We start from the raw sequence: 21627 nt of genomic DNA on the forward strand, positions 1-21627 counted from the left end.
AAACGGTTGGAGTCTGTCGTGGAAAAACTCAAGGGCGCCCTGGTGGTCGGTTTCCTGCGCCTGTTCGCACTGCTGCCCTGGCCTGCCGTGCAGGCCGTGGGCAATGCCATCGGCTGGCTGATGTGGAAGCTGCCGAACGGCTCGCGCGACGTGGCGCGCATCAACCTGAGCAAGTGCTTCCCCGAGCTGAACGAGGCCGAGCTGGACAGGCTGGTCGGGCAAAGCCTCAAGGACATCGGCAAGACACTGACCGAAAGCGCCTGCGCCTGGATCTGGCCGGCGCACAAGTCACTCAAGCTGGTCCGCGAAGTCGAAGGCCTGGAAGTGCTGCAACAGGCCCTGGCCTCGGGCAAGGGTGTGGTCGGCATCACCAGCCACCTGGGCAACTGGGAAGTGCTCAACCACTTCTACTGCAACCAGTGCAAACCGATCATTTTCTACCGCCCGCCGAAGCTCAAGGCGGTCGACGAGCTGCTGCAGCAGCAGCGCGTGCAGATGGGTAACCGCGTCGCGCCCTCGACCAAGGAAGGCATCCTCAGCGTCATCAAGGAAGTGCGCAGGGGCGGCGCCGTAGGCATTCCTGCCGACCCGGAGCCGAGCCGCTCGTCGGGGGTTTTCGTGCCCTTCCTCGGCACTACCGCGCTGACCAGCAAATTCGTACCCGGAATGCTTACCGGCGGCAAGGCGGTCGGCGTGTTCCTGCATGCGCTGCGCCTGCCGGACGGCAGCGGCTACAAGGTGATCCTCGAAGCGGCGCCGGAAGGCATGTACAGCGAGAATGTGGAAGAAGGCGTGGCGGCGATGAGCGAAGTGGTATCGCGCTATGTACGCAACTACCCGAGCCAGTACATGTGGAGCATGAAGCGCTTCAAGAAGCGGCCCGAGGGTGAGGCCAAGTGGTACTGATGTACTGCCAGCCGGCATGACAACGAATGAAGGCGCCTCGATGGCGCCTTTTTTCTGTCGGGCGTTGGGAATTGCTTCGATTTTGCGTTATTAAAGGCTGCATCGTCCGCCTACCCCCGGAGTCTCCATGCCGAACCAGCGCCAGCAGGTGCGTACCCCGATGAAGTGCCGGATCAAGATCAGCCACCCCAGTTTTGGTGAGCTGGTGGCGCAGACTCGTGACCTGTCCGATAGCGGCGTCTACGTGAAGCACCCGGACATGGCCAGCCTGTCGGTTGGCACCGAAGTGATCGGCCAGGTGCAGGATCTGCCCTTCCCCGCCCCGGTGCTGAAGATGGAAGTCATGCGTGTAGATGCCGAGGGGGCCGGCTTGCGCTTTCTCGGCGAGGCCTGAACGGCGGCAGCCAGCCTGGACGTTCGCCGCTTCGAGTAACGCCTGGCCTTAGGTTTCTGCTACGCCACTGGCGGTGTCGACTGCATCGCCATGATCCTTGCCCGCTACATCGAACCCCCTATCAGCGCTTCATCGACCAGTTGCTGCTGGAAGACCTCGGTATCGATCGCTACTTCACCTAGACCGTCACACCCGGCACCGCTGGCGCCCCCGCCGAGCGGGACGATTGGAGACGCGCCAGTCGCGAGATCGAGGAAGTCAGTGGAGCGTGCGACTCAACTGTCGGGGCGTAATTGGGCGCGATTGGTCGGGAATACGAAGGCATCAGCGGTAAACCGTTCGTCGACTCGTCTCGCTTGGAAATGAACCAAAGGCTTTTTCAGGCAGTCCCTCTCCGGGACGGGCAGGCGGCTCGTTTCCGATGCAATGCCTTGATCAGGAAGGGCTTCCGCGCAAAGGCCAATCACCAGGGTCACTGGGTTTGAATAAATTTTTAATGTCATTTTGCCTGGGAGGCGCTCTTTTACTGGGAATTTGTACCCAAGCCTCCGCCACGTTTCGTATCCACACCATTCCTGCCACCGCGCCAGCGGTCGCGCCCAAACCGGCCGGCGAAGTGATCGACCGCGCCCTCGGCGCACTGGGCACGCCCTACCGCTGGGGCGGTACCAGCCTGCGCCATGGTTTCGATTGCAGCGGCCTGGTGCAATACGCCTTCAAGACCCAGGACGACCTCGAACTGCCGCGCACCTCCCGCGAGCTGTCGCGCCTGGATGCGCCCTCGGTGAAGCGCAGCGACCTGCAGCCGGGCGACCTGCTGTTCTTCCGCATTCGCAGCCGCTCGGTGGATCACGTGGCCATCTACATCGGTGAGGGTCGCTTCGTCCATGCGCCGCGTCGCGGCACGAACGTGCGCATCGACTTCCTCGACAATTCGTACTGGCAGCGTCATTTCCAGTTGGCCAAGCGGGTGGTGCCGGAGGCTTGAGTCAGCGACGGCGCGTTCAAGGTCGGCGTGATTGGCTCCCCTCTCCCCAGAGGAGCTTATCGCACAGAATCATTTCTCCAGTGCACAGCATTACGCGAAGGCACGACCTTTCATCCGAGCGGCGTGGCCGTCTGCGGCAAAACCTATCCCGCGGGTCAACAACGCGCTAGAATGCGCGCCGCTCGCGGCCATGTCGGCTGCGGCAGTGGGTTCCCTAACCCCACTCCATGAAAAAGGACATCGACATGACCCTGATTCCTGCGTCGGTCAGTCGGCCCGTGCTGGCCGGCCTGATCACCTTCCATATCCTCATCATCATCGCCAGCAACTACCTGGTGCAGCTGCCGATCACCTTGTTCGGCTGGCATACCACCTGGGGTGCGTTCAGCTTCCCGTTCATCTTCCTGGCTACCGACCTCACCGTGCGCCTGATCGGCAAGCATGCCGCGCGCGTGGTGATCGCCCGGGTGATGCTGCCGGCATTGATCGCCTCCTATGTGGTGTCTGTGCTGTTCCACGAAGGTGCCTTCGGCGGCCTGGCGACGCTGGGTGAATTCAACCTGTTCGTCTTTCGTATCGCCGTGGCCAGCTTCCTTGCCTACGCCTTCGGCCAGTTGCTGGATATCCAGGTGTTCGACCGTTTGCGGCAGATGCGCCAGTGGTGGGTCGCGCCGACAGCCTCGACCATCCTCGGCAACCTGCTCGATACCTTCCTGTTCTTCTCGGTGGCCTTCTGGCGCAGCGACGATCCGTTCATGGCGGCCAACTGGGTGGAGATCGCCACGGTGGACTACGTGATCAAACTGGCCATCAGCCTGATTCTCTTCGTGCCGCTGTACGGCATGCTGCTCAGCGCCATCGTACGGGCGTTGCCGCAGCGTACTGCCGCGGCGTGAGTGAAGCCCCAGGCCAGATGCAATCCGGGACGGGCCTGCAGCTTGCCCGCAGATTTCATCCGGGCTGCCGCAGCGGTGTGCGCGGCGTGAAGCGTCTCCCCCGGTAGCTGGTGGCGAGAGTGTGGGAGGGGTTTGAGCCACGACGGCTTGAGCCCTGATCCCGGATCGGTGACATGCAGAAATGCCTGGAAGCTCGCCGCTGAAGCGCCTCCCACAGGATGCGGCGGGCCTTGTCGATCAGCGTTGCTTGTCCAGCTTGCGCAGGAACACCGTCATTTCTTTCTCGGCCTGTTTGTCGCCCTTGGCTTGGGCTGCAGCGATGCCCTGCTGCCAGGCCTGGCGTGCGCCGTCGTGGTTGCCCTCGGCCTGCAGCGCCTTGCCCAGCAGTTTCCAGGCAGCGGAATAGCCGGGGTCGAATTCGACGCAGCGTTGCAGGTGTTCGGCGGCCTGCGCGGCATTGCCGCCATCGAGATGGGCCTTGCCCAGACCGAAGCGCAGCAGAGCACTGTCCATGCCCTTGGCCAGCATTTTTTCCAGTGCTTCGCTGCTCATCGCGGCTCCTGCATCGTCGTGTGGGCATTCCCGGATTTCATCCGGGCTACGAATTCGTAGCCGGATGCGATAAGGGACTCAGAAGAACGTCAGGCCGGCCTGGAACAGGCGCTCGACGTCGCGGATGTACTTCTTGTCGACCAGGAACAGGATCACGTGGTCGCCGGACTCGATCACCGTGTCGTCATGGGCGATCAGCACTTCTTCGTCGCGGATGATGGCGCCGATGGTGGTACTCGGCGGCAGGGCGATGTCTTCGATGGCGCGGCCGATCACCTTGCTCGATTTGGCATCGCCGTGGGCGATCACTTCCAGCGCTTCCGCTGCACCACGGCGCAGGCTGTGCACGCTTTCGATGTCGCCACGGCGCACGTGGGTCAGCAGTGTGCCGATGGTGGCCAACTGCGGGCTGATGGCGATGTCGATCTCGCCGCCCTGCACCAGGTCGACATAGGCCGGGTTGTTGATGATGGTCATCACCTTGCGCGCGCCCAGGCGCTTGGCCAGCAACGACGACATGATGTTGGCCTCGTCGTCGTTGGTCAGGGCGAGGAAGATGTCGGCGTCGTTGATGTTCTCTTCCACCAGCAGGTCGCGATCCGAGGCGCTGCCTTGCAGCACGATGGTGCTGTCGAGGTTCTCCGACAGGTAGCGGCAGCGTGCCGGGTTCATCTCGATGATCTTTACCTGATAGCGGCTTTCGATGGCCTCGGCCAGGCGTTCGCCGATGTTGCCGCCACCGGCGATCACCACGCGCTTGTAGCTGTCCTCGAGACGACGCATCTCGCTCATTACCGCACGGATATGCGCCTTGGCGGCGATGAAGAACACCTCGTCATCGGCCTCGATGACGGTATCGCCCTTGGGCATGATCGGCCGGTTGCGGCGGAAGATGGCCGCCACGCGCGTGTCGACGTTGGGCATGTGCTGGCGCAGCTGACGCAGTTGCTGACCCACCAGTGGACCGCCGTAGTAGGCCTTGACTGCCACCAGTTGCGCCTTGCCTTCGGCGAAGTCGATCACCTGCAGGGCGCCAGGGTATTCGATCAGGCGCTTGATGTAGTTGGTCACCACCTGCTCGGGGCTGATCAGCACGTCGACCGGAATCGCTTCGTTGTCGAACAGCGCCTCACGGGTCAGGTAGGCCGCCTCGCGCACCCGGGCGATCTTGGTCGGCGTGTGGAACAGGGTGTAGGCCACCTGACAGGCCATCATGTTGACTTCGTCGCTGTTGGTCACCGCCACCAGCATGTCGGCATCGTCAGCGCCGGCCTGGCGCAGAACGGTGGGGAAGGAGCCCTTGCCTTGTACGGTGCGGATGTCCAGGCGGTCGCCGAGGTCGCGCAGGCGGTCGCCATCGGTGTCGACCACGGTGATGTCGTTGGCCTCGCTGGCGAGGTGTTCCGCCAGGGTGCCGCCCACTTGGCCGGCGCCGAGAATGATGATTTTCACTGATCGCTCCGTTAGCTGTGGCTGGTCACAGCGGTCTTTATCAGCTTGGCATAGTAGAAGCCGTCGTGGCCTTCCAGTTGTGGCAGCAGTTGGCGACCGTGCTCCGGCTGCAGGCCGAAGTCGCCGGCGATGGCGACTTCCTGCGCGTCGGCAGTGCGGGCCAGGAACGCGGCGATGGTCTCGCTGTTTTCCGTTGGCAGCACCGAGCAGGTGGCGTAGAGCAGGATGCCGCCGGGCGTCAGGGTCGGCCACAGGGCATCGAGCAGCTCGCCTTGCAGCTGGGCCAGGGCCGGGATGTCCTCGGGCTTGCGGGTCAGCTTGATGTCCGGGTGACGGCGGATCACGCCGGTGGCCGAACAGGGCGCGTCTAGCAGGATGCGCTGGAACGGCCGGCCGTCCCACCAGGCTGCGGTATCGCGGCCGTCGGCGGCGATCAGGGTGGCGTCGAGGCCCAGGCGCTCGAGGTTCTCGCGCACGCGCGTCAGGCGCTTGGCTTCCAGATCCACGGCGACCACTTCGCTCAGCTCCGGCTCGGCTTCCAGCAGGTGACAGGTCTTGCCGCCTGGTGCGGCGCAGGCGTCCAGCACGCGCTGGCCGGGCGCCAGCTCCAACAGGTCGGCGGCCAGTTGCGCGGCTTCGTCCTGCACGCTGACGCGGCCGTCCCTGAAGCCGGGTAGTGTGGTGACATCGCAGGGCTGCAGCAGGCGCACGCCGTCGCGACTGAAGATGCAGGGTTCGGCTTCGATGCCAGCGCTGCGCAGCTCAATGAGATAGGCATCGCGTGAACCGTGGCGGCGATTGACCCGCAGGATCAGCGGCGGGTGCGCGTTGTTGGCGGCGCAGATGGCCTGCCAGTGCTGCGGCCAGTGCGCCTTGAGCGCTTTTTGCAACCAGCGCGGATGCGCGCTGTGCAGCACCGGGTCACGATCGAGTTCGGCAAACAGGGCTTCGTGCTCACGCTGGGCGCGGCGTAGCACGGCATTGAGCAGGCCCTTGGCCCAGGGTTTTTTCAGCGCGCCGGCGCAGCCGACGGTCTCGCCGATGGCGGCGTGTTCGGGAATGCGGCTGTGCAGCAGTTGGTAGAGACCGATCAGCAGCAGCGCTTCTACGTCCTTGTCGGCGGCCTTGAAGGGTTTTTCCAGCAGTTTCTCGGCCAGCAATTGCAGGCGCGGCTGCCAGCGGGCCGCGCCGAATGCCAGGTCCTGCGCCAGGGCGCGGTCGTGGTGCTCGACCTTGTCCAGCTGTGGCGGCAGGCTGCTGCCCAGCGAGGCCTTGCCGGACAGCACGGCGGTCAGGGCGCGCGCGGCCGCCAGACGTGGGTTCATTGACCGAGTACCAGGCCGGCGGCGAACTGGTCGCGGCGACTGTTATAGAGGTCGGCGAACGCCAGCGGCTTGCCGCCGGGCAACTGCAGGCGAGTCAGGCGCAGTGCACCGTCGCCGCAGGCCACGGTCAGACCGCTCTTGTCAGCCGCGAGAATGGTGCCTGGGCTGCCTTTGCCCTCCCCGATCTCGGCTGCATGCACTTTCAAGGCATCGCCGTTCAGCGTGGTGTGGCAGATCGGCCAGGGATGGAAGGCTCGAACCAGGCGCTCCAGTTCGACGGCTGGGCGGCTGAAATCGAGACGCGCCTCGTCCTTGTTGAGCTTGTGCGCGTAGTTGGCCAGGGCATCGTCCTGTACCGCACCGATGAGCGTGCCGGCCGCCAGGCCGTCGATAGCCTGCAGCACCGCCTGTGGGCCGAGCTGGGCGAGACGATCGTGCAGCGAGCCGCCCGTGTCGCTGGCGCTGATCGGGGTGCTGACCTTGAGCAGCATCGGCCCGGTGTCCAGGCCGGCCTCCATCTGCATCACGGTAACGCCGCTCTCGGCGTCGCCGGCCTGCACCGCGCGCTGGATCGGCGCGGCGCCGCGCCAGCGTGGCAGCAGCGAGGCGTGGCTGTTGATGCAGCCCAGACGCGGGATGTCGAGCACCGCCTGGGGCAGGATCAGACCGTATGCGACCACCACCATCAGATCCGGTTTGAGCGCCGCCAGCTCGGCCTGGGCCTCTTCATTGCGCAGGCTGGCCGGTTGGTAGACGGCAATACCGTGCTCCAGAGCAAGCTGCTTGACCGGGCTGGGCATCAGTTTCTGGCCGCGTCCGGCCGGGCGATCCGGCTGGGTATAGACGGCGACGATCTCGTGCGGGCTGGCCAGCAGAGCCTTGAGGTGCTCAGCGGCGAATTCAGGGGTGCCGGCAAAGACGATACGCAATGAGTCAGGCATGGGGGCTCGCTAAAAGAAAAGGCTTGCCGTAGCAAGCCTTCTGGATGGGGCGTCAGGCGCGTTGGCGATGCTGTTTTTCCAGCTTCTTCTTGATCCGGTCGCGCTTGAGGTTGGACAGATAGTCGACGAACAGCTTGCCGTTGAGGTGATCGCACTCGTGCTGAATGCACACGGCGAGCAGACCTTCGGCGATCAGCTCGTAGGGCTGACCATCGCGATCCAGTGCCTTGATCTTGACCTTCTGCGGGCGGTCGACGTTCTCGTAGAAACCAGGCACCGACAGGCAGCCTTCCTGGTACTGGTCCATTTCGTCGGTCAGTGACTCGAACTCGGGATTGATGAACACCCGTGGCTCGGACTTGTCCTCGGACAGGTCCATGACCACCACGCGCTTGTGCACGTTGACCTGCGTCGCGGCCAGGCCGATACCCGGAGCGTCATACATGGTCTCGAACATGTCGTCGACCAGTTGACGGATGGAGTCATCCACGACGTCCACCGGTTTGGCGATGGTACGCAGGCGTGGATCAGGAAATTCGAGGATATTCAGGATCGCCATATGCGTTTGTGATGCACTTGTGGAATAAAGTCAAAATCCGCTGCTAAGATGATGAACAGCATTGAAAAACGGCTTCACGCCGCGTATTCAGCGGGTTTGGCACGCGGCGCTAGGGCGCTTCACGTGAAGGCACATAATAAAGGGATTCACCGTATGAGGAAATCACTACTCGCCCTGCTCTTTGCAGCTGGCGGACTGGCCCTGACCAGCTTGGCTCAGGCCGAAGTGCAACTCAAGGACGGTCACCCGGACCGCTACACTGTGGTCAGGGGCGATACTCTCTGGGACATTTCCGGCAAATTCCTGCGCCAGCCGTGGAAATGGCCGGAGATCTGGCACGCCAACCCGCAGGTCGCCAACCCGCACCTGATCTATCCCGGCGATACGCTCAATCTGGTCTACGTTGACGGTCAGCCGCGCCTGATGCTCAACCGCGGCGAGTCGCGCGGCACCATCAAGCTGTCGCCGCAGGTGCGCAGCACGCCGATGGCCGAAGCGATTCCGACCATCCCGCTGGAGGCGATCAACAGCTTCCTGCTGAGCAACCGCATCGTCGACACGCCGGAAGAATTCAACGGCAAGCCTTACGTCGTCGCCGGTAACGCCGAGCGCGTGGTCAGCGGCGCTGGTGATCGCGTCTACGCCCGTGGCCAGTTCGACGAACAGAACCCGATCTATGGCATCTTCCGCCAGGGCAAGACCTATGTGGATCCAGACACCGAGGAGTTTCTCGGCATCAACGCGGATGACATTGGTACCGGTGAGATCGTAGCTGAGGAAGGTGATGTCGGTACCCTGGTGCTGAGCCGTTCGACTCAGGAAGTGCGCCTCGGAGATCGCCTGTTCCCTACCGAGGAGCGTGCGATCAACTCCACTTTCATGCCCAGTGAGCCTACCAGTGAAATCAACGGCCTGATCCTCGATGTGCCGCGTGGTGTGACCCAGATCGGTCAGTTCGACGTGGTCACTTTGAACAAGGGTGGCCGTGATGGCCTGGAAATCGGCAACGTACTTGCGATCTACAAGACCGGCGAAACCGTACGTGACCGCGTTACCGGCGAAAGCGTGAAAATTCCGGACGAGCGTTCCGGTCTGCTGATGGTGTTCCGTGCTTACGACAAGCTCAGCTACGGTCTGGTATTGCAGGCCAGCCGCCAACTGGCGGTGATGGACAAGGTCCGCAACCCGTAATGCCCAACGAGCCCCGCACTAGCGGGGCTCGTGCTTTCAGGCCGCCAGGATGGCGGTGCAACTGTTCAGGGAAGAGTCGCCATGCCTGCATCCTCCTCGCTTTCCCCCGCCGTTTCTCCTGCCGAACTCGAAGCCCGCTTGCGTCTGCATCTGCTGCCAGAGGTGGGGCCGCGACGCTTTCGCAAACTTCTGAGCGCTTTCGATAGCGCCTCGGCTGCACTCAGAGCGCCGGCCAGTGCCTGGCGTGCACTGGGGTTGCCGGCTGCCTGTGCCGAGCCTCGCCGCAGTGCGGAAATCCGCGAGCGAGCGGCTGCCGCCCTGCACTGGCTGGATGAGCCTGGTCAGCATGTGCTGATGTGGGACGATCCAGGCTACCCAGCTCTGCTCGGCGAGCTGGCGGATGCGCCGCCGCTGTTGTTCGTGGCGGGCGAGCCGAGCGTGCTGGAGGCGCCGCAACTGGCCATGGTCGGCAGTCGGCGCGCCTCGCGGCCCGGCCTGGATAACGCACGGGCCTTTGCCCGCAGCCTGGCGGGCGGTGGTTTCGTCATTACCAGCGGTCTGGCATTGGGGATCGATGGCGCCGCGCATCAGGGGGCGCTGGAAGGGGGCGGTAAAACGGTGGCCGTGCTGGGCACCGGCTTGCAGTGCCTGTATCCGCAGCGGCATGTGGGGCTGGCGGCGCAGATCATCGAGCACGGCGGTGCGCTGGTCTCCGAGCTGCCGCTGGACTGTCCGCCACAGGCGAGCAATTTTCCGAGGCGCAACAGGATCATCAGCGGGCTTTCGCTGGGTGTACTGGTTGTCGAGGCCAGCCCTTCGAGTGGCTCGCTGATCACTGCACGCCTGGCCGCCGAGCAGGGGCGTGAGGTCTATGCCATTCCCGGTTCGATCCATCACCCTGGCGCGCGTGGCTGCCATCAGCTGATTCGTGATGGCGCCACTCTGGTGGAAAGCATCGAACACATCCTCGAAGCTCTGCGTGGCTGGCAGGCGCCGGCCGTCGAATCCACATCGGCGTCGCTGGCTGGCGTTGAGCATCCGTTGTTGGCTTTGCTGCATGCCGCGCCGCACAGCACCGAGGCGCTGGTGCAGGCGATTGGCTGGCCGTTGTCACAGGTGCTGGCGGCTTTGACCGAGTTGGAGCTCGATGGCCTGGTGTGCAACGAGGCGGGGCGTTGGCTGGCGCGCAGACCTTAAGTGCCGTGGCAGGTCTCGATTGGCTTGGATAGACTGCCGCCCATTGATTCCGTGGGAGACAGTCGATGGCCAGCAACTGGCAGATACAGCAAACGGCGCGAGTGGTGCGTGAAGGTGGCGTGATCGCCTATCCGACCGAGGCGGTCTGGGGCCTTGGCTGCGATCCCTGGAACGAAGAGGCGGTGTATCGTCTTTTGGCGCTCAAGGAGCGGCCGATGCACAAGGGGCTGATTCTGGTTGCCGATGACATCGAGCAGTTCGACTTCCTGCTCGATGATCTGCCAGAGGTCTGGCAGGAGCGCCTGGCCGGCACCTGGCCTGGCCCGAATACCTGGCTGGTGCCGCATCAGAATCGCCTGCCCGAGTGGGTCACGGGCCAGCACGACAGCGTTGCCCTGCGCGTCAGTGACCATCCGCTGGTTCGCGCGCTGTGCCGCTACACCGGCCCGCTGATTTCCACCTCGGCCAACCCGGCGGGGCGCCCTTCGGCGCGTTCGCGCCTGCGCGTCGAGCAGTACTTCCCGGGCGAACTGGACAAGGTCCTTGGTGGCGCGCTTGGCGGACGCAAGAACCCCAGCCTGATTCGTGACCTGCGCACGGGCGATGTGATTCGTCCGTCCTGACGGGCCAATGCTCGCGGCTAAAGCCCCTCCCACGATTGTGGCGGCTGTGGGATGGGCTTTAGCCGCGACTGTTTTACGGCATCAAAATGGTCGAACCGGTGGTTTGCCGTGAGCTCAGCGCATCCTGTGCGGCGGCGGCGTCCTTCAGCGCGTAGCGGTTGCTGATTTCCACCTGCAGCTTGCCGCTGGCGATCATGTCAAATAGCTCGTCAGCCATGGCCTGCAGGCGCTGTGCGCTGGTGGCGTAGCCGGCCAGGGTCGGGCGGGTGACGTACAGCGAACCCTTCTGCGCCAGGATGCCCAGGTTGACCCCGGTGACCGCGCCGGAGGCGTTGCCGAAACTCACCAGCAGGCCGCGTGGCGCCACGCAGTCCAGCGAGGTTTCCCAGGTGTCCTTGCCGACGCCGTCATAGACCACCGGGCACTTGGCGCCGTCGGTCAGTTCCAGCACGCGCTGCACGACGTTTTCATGGCTGTAGTCGATGGTCGCCCAGGCACCCTGCGCCTTGGCCCGTGCTGCTTTCTCGGCCGAGCTGACAGTGCCGATAAGGTTAACGCCCAACGCCTTGGCCCACTGGCAGGCAAAGGAGCCGACGCCGCCGGCCGCAGCGTGGAACAGGATGGTCTCGCCGCCCTTGAGCTCGTAGGTCTGACGCAGCAGGTACTGCACGGTCAGGCCCTTGAGCATCACCGCTGCGGCTTGCTCGAAGCTGATGTTGTCCGGCAGTTTCACCAGTTTGTCGGCGGGTAGCACGTGCAGCTCACTGTAGGCGCCGAGCGGACCGGTGGCGTAGGCGACGCGGTCACCGACCTTGAGGCCTTCTACCTCGCTGCCAATCGCCTCGACCACACCGGCACCTTCGGTGCCCAGGCTCGAAGGCAGCGCCGGTGGCTGATACAGGCCGCTGCGGAAGTAGGTGTCGATGAAGTTCAGGCCGATGGCCCGGTTGGCCACGCGAACCTCGCGCGGGCCTGGTGCTGCCGGCTGGTAGTCGCGGTATTCCAGCACGTCGCTGCCGCCGTGCTGGCTGAACTGAATACGCTTGGCCATCTCGGATTCCTTGTCTGACTTGAGCCGCTGCAAGCGGCGAAAGAGCCTATCCAATCGTCCTGATTGACCGACGTCAACTGCGGATGTGCCTGGGTGAATGCTATGCTGCCCGCCGATTTCGACCTGCTCTCTGTTCAAGGTGCCGCCGTGACTGACCGTACCGAGGCCGTGAAGGCCTACCTGCTCGACCTGCAAGACCGCATCTGCTCCGCCCTGCAAGCCGAAGACGGCCAGACCGTGTTCGCCGAGGACTCTTGGCAGCGTCCGGCCGGTGGTGGCGGGCGCACGCGGGTGATCGAGAACGGCGCGTTGATCGAAAAAGGCGGGGTGAATTTCTCCCACGTGTTCGGCGACAGCCTGCCGCCCTCGGCCAGTGCCCATCGCCCCGAACTGGCCGGGCGTGGCTTCCAGGCCCTTGGCGTGTCGCTGGTGATCCACCCGGAAAACCCTTACGTGCCGACCTCGCATGCCAATGTGCGCTTCTTCAGTGCCGAGAAGGAAGGCGAGGAGCCGGTGTGGTGGTTCGGTGGCGGCTTCGACCTGACGCCCTACTACGCCAATGAAGAAGACTGCGTGCACTGGCACCAGGTCGCGCATGACGCTTGCGCACCGTTCGGCGCCGAGGTCTATCCGAAGTTCAAGGCCTGGTGCGACCGCTACTTTCACCTCAAGCATCGCGGCGAGCCGCGTGGCATTGGCGGGCTGTTCTTCGACGACCTCAACGAGTGGGACTTCGATACCAGCTTCGCTTTCATGCGTGCCATCGGTGATGCCTACATCCAGGCCTACCTGCCCATCGTCCAGCGCCGCAAGCTGACGCCTTTTGGTGAACGCGAGCGCGAGTTCCAGGCCTTCCGTCGCGGTCGTTACGTGGAGTTCAACCTGGTGTTCGACCGTGGCACCCTGTTCGGCCTGCAGTCGGGCGGGCGCACCGAGTCGATCCTCATGTCGCTGCCACCGCACGTGCGCTGGGGCTACGACTGGAAGCCGGAGCCGGGCAGCGAGGAAGCGCGCCTGACCGAGTACTTCCTCACCGATCGCGACTGGCTGCAGAAGACGCCGTGATCCTGTAGCCCGGATGCAATCCGGGGCCGTTCATAGGCTGCCCCGGATTGCATCCGGGCTACGAACTGGCAACATTTCCCCGTTGGGAGCCCACCTTGCAGGCGATCTGGCCCCAGAGCGAATCGCCAGCCAGCTGGCTCCTACACAAACAGGATTTCCCATGGACCGCTACTGCGTCTTCGGCAACCCCATCGGCCATAGCAAATCGCCGCTGATCCATCGTCTGTTCGCCGAGCAGACCGGCCAGGCATTGACGTATGACGCGCGCCTGGCGCCGCTGGACGATTTCGTCGGTGATGCCCGTACCTTCTTCGCCGAGGGGCTTGGCGGCAACGTCACCGTACCGTTCAAGGAAGAGGCCTTTCGCCTGGCCGACGAACTGACCGAGCGTGCGCGCCGCGCTGGCGCGGTGAACACTCTGAAGAAGCTGGCAGACGGTCGTCTGCTCGGCGACAACACCGATGGCGCCGGTCTGACCCGTGACCTGCAGGACAACGCCGGTTTCAGCCTGGCCGGTAAGCGCATCCTCGTGCTTGGCGCCGGTGGCGCCGTGCGTGGCGTGCTCGAACCCTTCCTGGCGCAGAAACCGGCCGTGCTGGTGATCGCCAACCGTACCGTGGCCAAGGCCGAACAGTTGGTGCGCGAGTTCGCCGATCTCGGCCCACTGGTCGCCGCCGGCTTCGACTGGATCGATGCGCCGGTGGACCTGATCGTCAACGGTACTTCGGCCAGCCTCGGCGGTGAGCTGCCAGCGATCGCGCCAAGCCTGATCCAGCCCGGTCATACGGTCTGCTACGACATGATGTACGGCCGCGAGGCGACCGCCTTCAACCGCTGGGCTGCCGAACAGGGCGCGACGCGTTGTCTCGATGGCCTGGGCATGCTGGTCGAGCAGGCTGCCGAGGCTTTCGAGCTATGGCGTGGCGTGCGCCCGGATACCGCGCCGGTGCTGGCCGAACTGCGCCGCCAGCTGGCGGGCTGAACTTCCCGAAGTTCGTGCAGAGCGCCGCTGCGTAGATACCGATGACCCCGCAAGTTCCGACGCGCCGTAACCCACCATTAGTGTCACGCGGGAAGATCGCCTGGTGGGTTACGCGGCGCGCCATCATCGCGCTGTCAGGTCGTTCGTGTATTGCGCCGCTAACCCACCCTACGAGTTCGAGGCCGCTCACTCAATCCTCGAACTGCACCGGGCAGCGCTCGGCGCCTTCGAGCTTGAGGATTTCCTCCACTACCTGTGGCCGCGCCTGACGCAGCACCAGGCTGCGTTTCAGCGCCTGCAGGCGTCGCGCCTCCTGGTGCAGCATCTCCACGCCGGCGTAGTCGATGAAGTTGATGTGCCGCGCATCGATCACCAGGCGCTGACCTCGGCTGCGTTGCAGCAATTGCTGGATGTACTGGCAGGCGCCGAAGAAGATCGAGCCCTCGATGCGCAACACCTCGTCGTCGCCGTCCTGCCACAGGCGCACGCGCGGCTGCGAGGTGCGCTTGAGGTAGAAGAACAGTGAGGCCAGCACACCGGCGTAGATCGCGGTCTGCAGCTCCAGCACCAGGGTCGCGGTGAAAGTCAGCAGCATCACCATGAACTCGGCGCGACTGACCCGGCGCAGTGCGCGGATCGCAGGCAGATCTACCAGGCCCCAGCAGATCAGCAGGATGCCGGCCGCCATCACTGGCAGTGGGATATGCGTCAGCAGCGCTGCGCCGAACAGCGCGAACAGCGCCACCAGCAGCGCCGAGAACACCCCGGCCAATGGCGTACGCGCGCCGGCCTGCAGGTTCAGCGCCGAGCGGGTGAAGGAGCCGGCCGACAGTGAGGCGGAGAACCACGGCCCGAGCATGTTCGACAGGCCCTGGGCGCGCACCTCCTGGTTGGCATCGAGAAACTGATGGGACTTCACCGCCAGCGCACGGGCGATGGACAGGCTGGTGACCAGCCCGAGCATGCCGCAGGCCACGGCTGCCGGCAGCAGGCGCAGCACATCGTCGAGGTCGAAACTCAGCATCGTCAGTGGTGGCAGGCCGCCGGCAAATGGTGCGACCAGGGCAATGTCAGCGATGAGACGCGCAGGTAGCAACCAGGCCAGCAGGCTGCCACAGACCAGGCCGATCAGCAGCGCAGGCGCCTTTGGCCAGAGCTTTCGCACGGCCACGCTGAGCAGCAGCGTGAAGGCCGCCAGCGCCAGGCTCGGCCAGTGTGCCTCGGGCAGGTGTTGGCCGATCTGCAGCAGACTGGCTAGCGCCGTGGGCTGGCTGGTGACCTCGACGCCGAGCAGATTGGGCATCTGTCCGATGACGATCACCAGGGCCGCGCCGAGGGTGAAGCCGAGCACCACCGACTGCGAGACGAAGTTCACCAGTGCGCCGAAGCGCAGCAGACCGAGCAGCCATTGGAAGAGCCCGGCGAGAAAGGTCAGCAGCAGGATCAGGGCGATGAATTCGTCGCTGCCGATGCGCGCCATGGGGCTGACGCTGGTGAACAGGACGATGGAGATCGCAGCCGTCGGTCCGCAGATCAGGTGCCAGGAGGAGCCCCACAGGCAGGCGATGATCACCGGCACGATGGCGGCGTACAGGCCGTATTCGGCAGGTAGCCCGGCAATCAGCGCGTAGGCCAACGATTGCGGCAGAGCCAGGATTGCACCGGTCAGGCCCACCAGCAGGTCGTTGCCGAGGGTCTTGCGGCTGGTGCCAGGCAACCAGCGGAGAAACGGCAGCAGGGTCTGTCGGTCAGGTAGGTGCATGATTCGGGTCGAGGGTGGGCCGCAGGCGACTCCACCCTACTCACTTGCCGCGGTTAATTCAAAGCCGCGCCTTCACAGCGGCCAGACCATCGCCACCGTCTAGGGTCTTGACGCCCTGCAGCCAGCCATCGAGTAGCTGCGGGTTGGCCTGGAGCCAGGCCTTGATCGCGGCGTCGTTGCTGGCCTGTTTGCTCAGCACCTGATCCATGATGCTGTTCTCCATCTCCTGGGTAAAAGTCAGGTTGCTCAGCAGCTTGCCGACGTTGGGGCACTGCGCGGCGTAGCCCTTGCGCGCCAGGGTGTTGACCTGGCCGCTGTCGCCGAAGTACTTCTCGCCGCCTTTCAGGTATTTCATGTCGTGCTGCACGTTCATCGGGTGCGGCGTCCAGCCGAGGAAGACCACGAACTGATCGCGTTTCACCGCGCGGCCGACCTGCACCAGCATCGCCTGTTCGCTGGACTCCACCAGCGTCCAGTCGCCCAGGCCGAATTCGTCGGCGGCGATCATCTGCTTGATCGACTCGTTGGCGGGTGAGCCGGAGGCGATGCCGTAGAGCTTCTTGCCGAACTTGTCGGCGTGCTTGTCCAGGTCGGCAAAGGTCTTCACCCCGGCATCAAAGGCATAGGTCGGTACGGCCAGGGTGTACTCGGTGCCTTCGAGGTTTTGCGCCAGCTTATCCACCTCGCCGCTGGCGACGAACTTGTCATAGTTGCTTTGCTGCGCCGGCATCCAGTTGCCGAGGAACACGTCGACCTGGCCCTTCTGCAGGCCGGCGAAGATGATCGGCACGGCCAGGGTCTGGGTTTGCGGCTTGTAGCCCAGGCCGTCGAGCAGGAAGCTGGCGATGCCGTTGGTCACGGCGATGTCGCTCCAGCCCGGATCACCGAGCTTGACCGTGGCACAGGCTGCGTCCTCAGCCCAGACGTTGCCGGCGCTGGTGAGCGCAGTGGCGAGTAACAGCACACTGAATCGGTTCATGGCGTCTCTCCTTTTTTCTTCTTTGGGGGGCGGCAGTCGGTAAAGGTTCACGCCTGGGGAAAACGGGCGCGGCGTTCCAGGTCGTCGAGATCGATATGGTTGCGCATGTACTGTTGGCTGGCGTCGACCCAGGGCTGATGATCCCAGCTGGTCAGCTTGCCCTGGCTCAGGGCCTCGGCCACCAGGCGGCGGCGGCGCTGGCTGGCCAGGGTGGCGGCGTGGATGGCCGGAATATCCCAGCGTTCGCGGGCCTCGGCCAGGAAGCCGGCGAGGATACCCCTGTGCTCGCTGCACTCGGCCAGGTTCTGACGCTCGAGCGGGTCATTGTCCAGGTTGAATAGCAGCAGTGGGTCCTGCTCGGAATAGACGAACTTCCAGGGGCCGCGACGAATCATCATCAGTGGGCTGACAGTGCCTTCGGCCATGTATTCGCCGAGCACTTCGTCGTGGCCACCCGTGCCTTGCAGGTGCGGCAGCAGGGAGTGGCCCTCCAGCTCCAGGCCCTGCTCGACCTGGCCGCCGGCCAGTTCCACCAGCGTTGGCAGCAGATCGAGAGTGGAGACGGACTGACTGACCCGATGCGCGGTGAAGCGCTGCGGCGCATGCACCAGCAGCGGCACGCGGGCGGACATCTCGAACCAGTGCATCTTGTACCAGAGGCCGCGCTCGCCAAGCATGTCGCCATGGTCGCCGGAGAAGACGATCAGGGTGTCCTCGGCCAGGCCGCATTCTTCAAGTGTCTTCAGCAGCTTGCCGATGTTGTCGTCGATATAGCTGCAGGCGCCGAAGTAGGCACGGCGGGCGTCGCGAATCTTGTCCTCGGGCAGCGGTTTGTCCCACAGGTCGATGACCTTGAGCAGACGCTGCGAGTGCGGGTCCTGCTCGCTCTGCTCGATGTGCTGGCGCGGCAGAGGAATGTCCACGCCCTCGTAGCGATCCCAGTATTCGCGGGGGATGGTGTAGGGGTCATGCGGGTGGGTCATCGACACGGTCAGGCAGAACGGTTGATCCGGGGTCATGCGCACGTGGTCGTATAGGTACTGGCGTGCCTTGAATACCACCTCCTCGTCGAAGTCCAGCTGGTTGCTGCGCACGCAGGGGCCGGCCTGCAGCACCGAAGACATGTTGTGGTACCAGCTGGCGCGTACGTCCGGCTCGTCCCAGTTCACTGCCCAGCCGTAGTCGGCCGGGTAGATGTCGCTGGTCAGGCGCTCCTCGTAGCCGTGCAACTGGTCCGGGCCGCAGAAGTGCATCTTGCCCGACAGCGCGGTGCGGTAGCCGAGGCGGCGCAGGTAGTGGGCGTAGGTCGGCACATCAGCGGGAAAGTCAGCGGCGTTATCGAAGGCGCCGATCTTCGACGGCAGCCGCCCGCTGACCAGAGTGAAGCGCGACGGCGCACAGAGCGGGCTGTTGCAGTAGGCCGAGTCGAACACCACGGCCTGCTCGGCCAGCTTCATCAGGTTGGGCATCTGCACCGGCGAGGCGGCATCGTGCAGCGGCAGGATCGGCGCGGCCATCTGGTCGGCCATGATGAAGAGGATGTTCGGGCGCTTCATGGTGGCGGGTATTCCATACTGTTGGTTTATGCGACAGTGCGGGCACCATGATTCCGGTAGAACGGCGGCAGGGTAAACCCGGCTGCGAAACATGCCTCGGATAAGCAGAGCTTATGTTTAAAGCCATCGATGGACTATCGCTCGACGCACTGCGGGTGTTCGAGTCGGCGGCGCGCCAGCTCAGTTTCACTGCCGCCGCCAGCGAACTGGGCAGCAGTCAGCCAGCGATCAGTCAGCAGATCAAGCGTCTGGAGCAGCAACTGGCCACGCGCCTGTTCGACCGCGTCTACCGAGGCATCGTGCTGACCGAGGCCGGCGAGCTGTTGCTGGCCCATGTGCAGGAAGGGCTGGCGAGCCTCGATGCGGGGCTCGTCGCCGTCACCGCGCGCCAGCAGCATGAAGTGCTGCAGGTGGCCACCGACTTCGCCTTCGCCGCCTACTGGCTGATGCCACGTTTGCAGCGCTTCAACAGGCTGTACCCGGAGGTGGACGTCAGCCTGATCACCAGCGAGCGCGACCCGGCCACGGTGCCGAGCGACATCGACGTGGCGATCCGCTTCGGTGATGGCCGCTTCAAGCATGGCGAGGCGCACCTGCTGTTTCGCGAGGAGGTGTTCCCGGTGTGCAGTCCGCGTCTGCTCGGCGAGCTTCAGCCGCCGCTGCCGGTCGCAGTGCTGGCTGAACTACCGTTGCTGCACCTGCGTCCGGAGCACCGTTCGCGCTGGTTCGACTGGGATGGCCTGTTTCGCGCGCTGGGCATCGCCAGCCTGCCAACGCCCGGCGCGTTGCGTTTCGACAACTACACCCTGCTGATCCAGGCGGCGATTGCCGGGCAGGGCGTGGCCATCGGCTGGCGCCATCTGGTCGATGAGCTTCTGGCTCAGGGGCTGCTCTGTCGTCTGGGTGAGGCCCAGGTGCATTCGGCGTTGGGCTATTACCTGGTGCTGCCCGAGCGCAAGCGTCGCCAGCGCCTTACCGCGCGTTTCGTCGACTGGTTGCAGGCCGAGCTGGATTCGCCAGCAGCAACCGTTTGACCGGGCCATACTGCAATAGCCAAGCGTGATCCCTATACTGGTCGCCGCCGCTCTGGTCAGTCGTTTTCCAATTCTGCCAGCGGCTCCCACACTCCAACCGGTGAAGTAAACCGTGAAACTCCATCATTCGATTTTGGGCCTGCTGCTGTGCGGCAGCCTTGTTGTTTCGAACCTCCAGGCCGCGCCCGCCCAGCCCAAGCAGGAGCTGGCCGCCGGTAGTGCATTGCTGATCGATCTGAAAACTGGCCAGGAGCTCTATTCCAGCAACCCGGACCTGCGTCTGCCGGTCGCTTCGGTCACCAAGCTGATGACCGCCATGGTGGTGCTGGATGCCAAGCTGCCGCTGGACCAGGTTTTGCCGATCAACATCCGCGACACCCAGGAAATGCAGGGCGTGTTCTCTCGTGTGCGTATCGGCAGCGAAATCACTCGTCGCGAGATGCTGCACCTGGCGCTGATGTCCTCGGAGAACCGCGCCGCCGCCAGCCTCGCGCACCATTACCCAGGCGGCCACTCGGCCTTCGTCGCGGCGATGAATGCCAAGGCCAAGGCGCTGGGCATGCACAACAGCCACTTCGTCGAACCCACCGGCCTGTCCGAGCTGAACGTCGCCACCGCCCGTGACCTGGCACTGATGGTCAAGGCAGCCAACCAGTATCCGCTGATCCACCAGTTCAGCACCGATTCCGAAGCGACCGTGGCCTTCCGCAAGCCCAACTACACCCTCGGCTTTCGCAACACCAACGCGCTGGTGCGCAAGCCTGACTGGAACATCAACCTGAGCAAGACCGGTTTCACCAATGCCGCTGGTCGCTGCCTGGTGATGGCCACCACCATCGCCAATCGCCCGGTAGCCTTCGTGGTACTCGGCGCCTTCGGCAAGTACACCCACATGGCCGACGCCAACCGTCTCAAGCGCTGGATGGAAACTGGCAAGGTCACCCCGGTACCGGCTGCGGCGCTCAGCTACAAGCAGCAGAAACTGGCCGAGTGGAGTCTGCAGGCCAAGCAGTGATGCAGCGGTGACAGAAAGGGCGACTCGTTGAGTCGCCCTTTTTCGTTGTGCTGTCATGTAGCCCGGATGCAATCCGGGGCCTTTCAACTGTTTCCCCGGATTGCATCCAGGCTACGGTCGATTTTTCTCAGTCGTGGTGCGTCAGGTCGGGCAGCCCAGCCGCTCGCTGAGAAAATCGAGAAAGCAGGTGATGCGCGACGCCAGCGCGGTGTTGCGGTAGTACACCGCGTTGATCGGCTGGCGCACCTCCACGCGTTGCTCGGCCAGCACCTCGACCAGCGCGCCGCTGGCGCGGGTGCCGTCAGTCATGAAGTCCGACAGGCACACCAGGCCTTCGCCGGCCAGGGCCAGTTCGAGAATGGTGTCGCCGCTGGAGGCGCGCAGGCTTGGGGTGATGCGCCAGCGCTCGCCGAGGGCGTGGCGTAGCGGCCATTCGTTGAGGCTGTCCGGCTCGGTGAAGCCGATCAGACTGTGCCCGGTCAGATCCTCGGTACGCGCTGGCGTACCATGGCGGCGCAGGTATTCGGGGCTGGCCAGCACGCGGCGGCGACTGTGGCACAGCGGCCTGGCATGCAGGCTGGAGTCCGGCAGGTTGCCGATGCGGATGGCCAGGTCGGTGCGGCGTTCCAGCAGGTCGATGATACGGTCGTCGCTGTTCAGCTCCAGTTCGATCTGCGGATAAAGCGCACGAAACTCGCCGATCAGCGGCACGATCGCATGCAGCATGAATGGCGAGGCGGTGTTGATTCGCAGGCGCCCGGCCGGTGCCTGGCGGCGCAGGGTCATCTGCTCCTCCGCATCCTCGACACTGGCGAGGATGCGCCGCGCCTGGGCCAGAAATATCTCGCCCTCCTCGGTCAGCTCCAGGCGCCGGGTGGTGCGGCGTAGCAAGGTGACGGCAAGCTTTTCCTCCAGCCGGCTGAGGGCACGGCTTACGCCGGACGCAGTTTGTTCGAGCTGCTCGGCGGCGGCACTGATCGAGCCGCAGTCGACCACGCTGGTGAAGGCGAGCATTTCTTCCAGGCTGGTCTTCATTGTTGACCTTCAGTCAAAGGTATTTGCTGATTTGATAGGTTTTCCGCATGAGTCTGGCGCGGATACTGTTTTCCATCAAGCCTGCCTGCTGCTCGCCCTTTGCCTTGGGCCTGCAACTTTTACT

At 64.3% G+C, this 21627-nt stretch carries 21 protein-coding genes and 1 pseudogene; 12 read left to right on the forward strand and 10 right to left on the reverse strand.

Going from position 1 to position 21627, the window contains the following annotated elements; translation table 11 throughout:
• Positions 1 to 18 precede the first annotated feature (18 nt).
• The 5 genes and pseudogenes from INS93_RS20850 (at position 19) to INS93_RS20865 (ending at position 3184) form a co-directional block, all read left to right on the forward strand.
• Positions 19 to 906: a lysophospholipid acyltransferase gene (locus tag INS93_RS20850; RefSeq protein ID WP_192985366.1), complete on the forward strand. Its 888-nt coding sequence runs from the start codon at positions 19 to 21 to the stop codon at positions 904 to 906.
• A 127-nt stretch (positions 907 to 1033) separates the two neighbouring features.
• Positions 1034 to 1300 carry a PilZ domain-containing protein gene (locus tag INS93_RS20855; protein WP_192985367.1) on the forward strand — a complete coding sequence of 89 codons (267 nt, stop codon included), beginning with the start codon at positions 1034 to 1036 and terminating at the stop codon, positions 1298 to 1300.
• 48 nt (positions 1301 to 1348) lie between these two features.
• Positions 1349 to 1482 (forward strand): annotated as a pseudogene (locus INS93_RS24725) (Lrp/AsnC family transcriptional regulator); the annotation flags it as partial.
• A gap of 434 nt (positions 1483 to 1916) precedes the next feature.
• Entirely contained in the window at positions 1917 to 2288 is a 372-nt protein-coding gene (locus INS93_RS20860) for a C40 family peptidase (RefSeq protein WP_420707336.1), read from the forward strand.
• Positions 2289 to 2533: 245 nt separating this feature from the next.
• Positions 2534 to 3184 (forward strand): 7-cyano-7-deazaguanine/7-aminomethyl-7-deazaguanine transporter, encoded by a 651-nt coding sequence (locus tag INS93_RS20865; protein ID WP_192985369.1) that lies wholly within the window; start codon positions 2534 to 2536, stop codon positions 3182 to 3184.
• Positions 3185 to 3421: 237 nt separating this feature from the next.
• Here the strand turns inward: INS93_RS20865 and INS93_RS20870 are convergent, their stop codons facing one another.
• From INS93_RS20870 to def, 5 genes are all read right to left on the reverse strand, one after another.
• Positions 3422 to 3736: a tetratricopeptide repeat protein gene (locus tag INS93_RS20870; protein WP_192985370.1), complete on the reverse strand. Its 315-nt coding sequence runs from the start codon at positions 3734 to 3736 to the stop codon at positions 3422 to 3424.
• A gap of 78 nt (positions 3737 to 3814) precedes the next feature.
• Entirely contained in the window at positions 3815 to 5188 is a 1374-nt protein-coding gene (trkA, locus tag INS93_RS20875) for a Trk system potassium transporter TrkA (RefSeq protein WP_192985371.1), read from the reverse strand.
• An 11-nt stretch (positions 5189 to 5199) separates the two neighbouring features.
• Complete coding sequence (gene rsmB / locus INS93_RS20880) at positions 5200 to 6513, reverse strand: 16S rRNA (cytosine(967)-C(5))-methyltransferase RsmB (protein ID WP_192985372.1); 1314 nt, start codon at positions 6511 to 6513, stop codon at positions 5200 to 5202.
• Positions 6510 to 7454, reverse strand: a complete 945-nt coding sequence (gene fmt, locus INS93_RS20885; protein WP_192985373.1) for a methionyl-tRNA formyltransferase — start codon at positions 7452 to 7454, stop codon at positions 6510 to 6512. Before fmt ends, rsmB begins: the two co-directional genes overlap by 4 nt.
• 52 nt (positions 7455 to 7506) lie before the next feature.
• Positions 7507 to 8013 carry a peptide deformylase gene (gene def / locus INS93_RS20890; protein ID WP_013713230.1) on the reverse strand — a complete coding sequence of 169 codons (507 nt, stop codon included), beginning with the start codon at positions 8011 to 8013 and terminating at the stop codon, positions 7507 to 7509.
• 153 nt (positions 8014 to 8166) lie between these two features.
• Here def and INS93_RS20895 point away from each other — a divergent pair, with 153 nt between their 5' ends.
• The 3 genes from INS93_RS20895 to INS93_RS20905 all read left to right on the forward strand — a co-directional run bounded on the left by INS93_RS20895 (position 8167) and on the right by INS93_RS20905 (position 11024).
• Complete coding sequence (locus INS93_RS20895; RefSeq protein WP_192985374.1) at positions 8167 to 9204, forward strand: LysM peptidoglycan-binding domain-containing protein; 1038 nt, start codon at positions 8167 to 8169, stop codon at positions 9202 to 9204.
• An 81-nt stretch (positions 9205 to 9285) separates the two neighbouring features.
• The gene (dprA, locus tag INS93_RS20900) at positions 9286 to 10401 is read left to right on the forward strand and encodes a DNA-processing protein DprA (protein ID WP_192985375.1); all 1116 of its coding nucleotides are present in this window, start codon (positions 9286 to 9288) and stop codon (positions 10399 to 10401) included.
• Positions 10402 to 10466: 65 nt separating this feature from the next.
• A complete protein-coding gene (locus tag INS93_RS20905; RefSeq protein WP_160018619.1) occupies positions 10467 to 11024 on the forward strand; it encodes an L-threonylcarbamoyladenylate synthase in 558 nt (185 codons plus the stop codon).
• A gap of 73 nt (positions 11025 to 11097) precedes the next feature.
• On the opposite strand, the gene INS93_RS20910 is transcribed toward INS93_RS20905, so the two are convergent.
• Positions 11098 to 12075, reverse strand: coding sequence for an NADPH:quinone reductase (locus INS93_RS20910; RefSeq protein ID WP_192985376.1), 978 nt, complete (start codon positions 12073 to 12075; stop codon positions 11098 to 11100).
• A 147-nt stretch (positions 12076 to 12222) separates the two neighbouring features.
• Here INS93_RS20910 and hemF point away from each other — a divergent pair, with 147 nt between their 5' ends.
• Together hemF and aroE are read left to right on the forward strand one after the other, a co-directional pair.
• Positions 12223 to 13140, forward strand: coding sequence for an oxygen-dependent coproporphyrinogen oxidase (gene hemF, locus INS93_RS20915; protein WP_192985463.1), 918 nt, complete (start codon positions 12223 to 12225; stop codon positions 13138 to 13140).
• Between the two features lie 160 nt (positions 13141 to 13300).
• Entirely contained in the window at positions 13301 to 14122 is an 822-nt protein-coding gene (gene aroE, locus INS93_RS20920) for a shikimate dehydrogenase (RefSeq protein WP_192985377.1), read from the forward strand.
• Between the two features lie 190 nt (positions 14123 to 14312).
• Here the strand turns inward: aroE and INS93_RS20925 are convergent, their stop codons facing one another.
• Genes INS93_RS20925 through betC form a run of 3 tightly spaced genes read right to left on the reverse strand, consistent with a single transcriptional unit; the run spans position 14313 to position 18419 of the window.
• On the reverse strand, positions 14313 to 15884 hold the full coding sequence (locus tag INS93_RS20925) for a SulP family inorganic anion transporter (protein ID WP_192985378.1): 1572 nt from the start codon (positions 15882 to 15884) through the stop codon (positions 14313 to 14315).
• A 58-nt stretch (positions 15885 to 15942) separates the two neighbouring features.
• Positions 15943 to 16863, reverse strand: a complete 921-nt coding sequence (gene choX / locus INS93_RS20930; protein WP_160018614.1) for a choline ABC transporter substrate-binding protein — start codon at positions 16861 to 16863, stop codon at positions 15943 to 15945.
• 47 nt (positions 16864 to 16910) lie between these two features.
• On the reverse strand, positions 16911 to 18419 hold the full coding sequence (betC, locus tag INS93_RS20935) for a choline-sulfatase (RefSeq protein WP_192985379.1): 1509 nt from the start codon (positions 18417 to 18419) through the stop codon (positions 16911 to 16913).
• 113 nt (positions 18420 to 18532) lie between these two features.
• Here betC and INS93_RS20940 point away from each other — a divergent pair, with 113 nt between their 5' ends.
• Together INS93_RS20940 and pbpG are read left to right on the forward strand one after the other, a co-directional pair.
• A complete protein-coding gene (locus INS93_RS20940; protein WP_160018612.1) occupies positions 18533 to 19453 on the forward strand; it encodes a choline sulfate utilization transcriptional regulator in 921 nt (306 codons plus the stop codon).
• 112 nt (positions 19454 to 19565) lie between these two features.
• Positions 19566 to 20468, forward strand: a complete 903-nt coding sequence (gene pbpG / locus INS93_RS20945; protein ID WP_192985380.1) for a D-alanyl-D-alanine endopeptidase — start codon at positions 19566 to 19568, stop codon at positions 20466 to 20468.
• A gap of 141 nt (positions 20469 to 20609) precedes the next feature.
• Here pbpG and INS93_RS20950 read toward each other — a convergent pair whose 3' ends face one another.
• Entirely contained in the window at positions 20610 to 21503 is an 894-nt protein-coding gene (locus INS93_RS20950) for a LysR substrate-binding domain-containing protein (RefSeq protein WP_192985381.1), read from the reverse strand.
• Between the last annotated feature and the right edge of the window lie 124 nt (positions 21504 to 21627).

Origin of the sequence: Pseudomonas sp. EggHat1 (assembly GCF_014892995.1) — a bacterium.
Taxonomy (GTDB): domain Bacteria; phylum Pseudomonadota; class Gammaproteobacteria; order Pseudomonadales; family Pseudomonadaceae; genus Aquipseudomonas; species Aquipseudomonas chaetocerotis.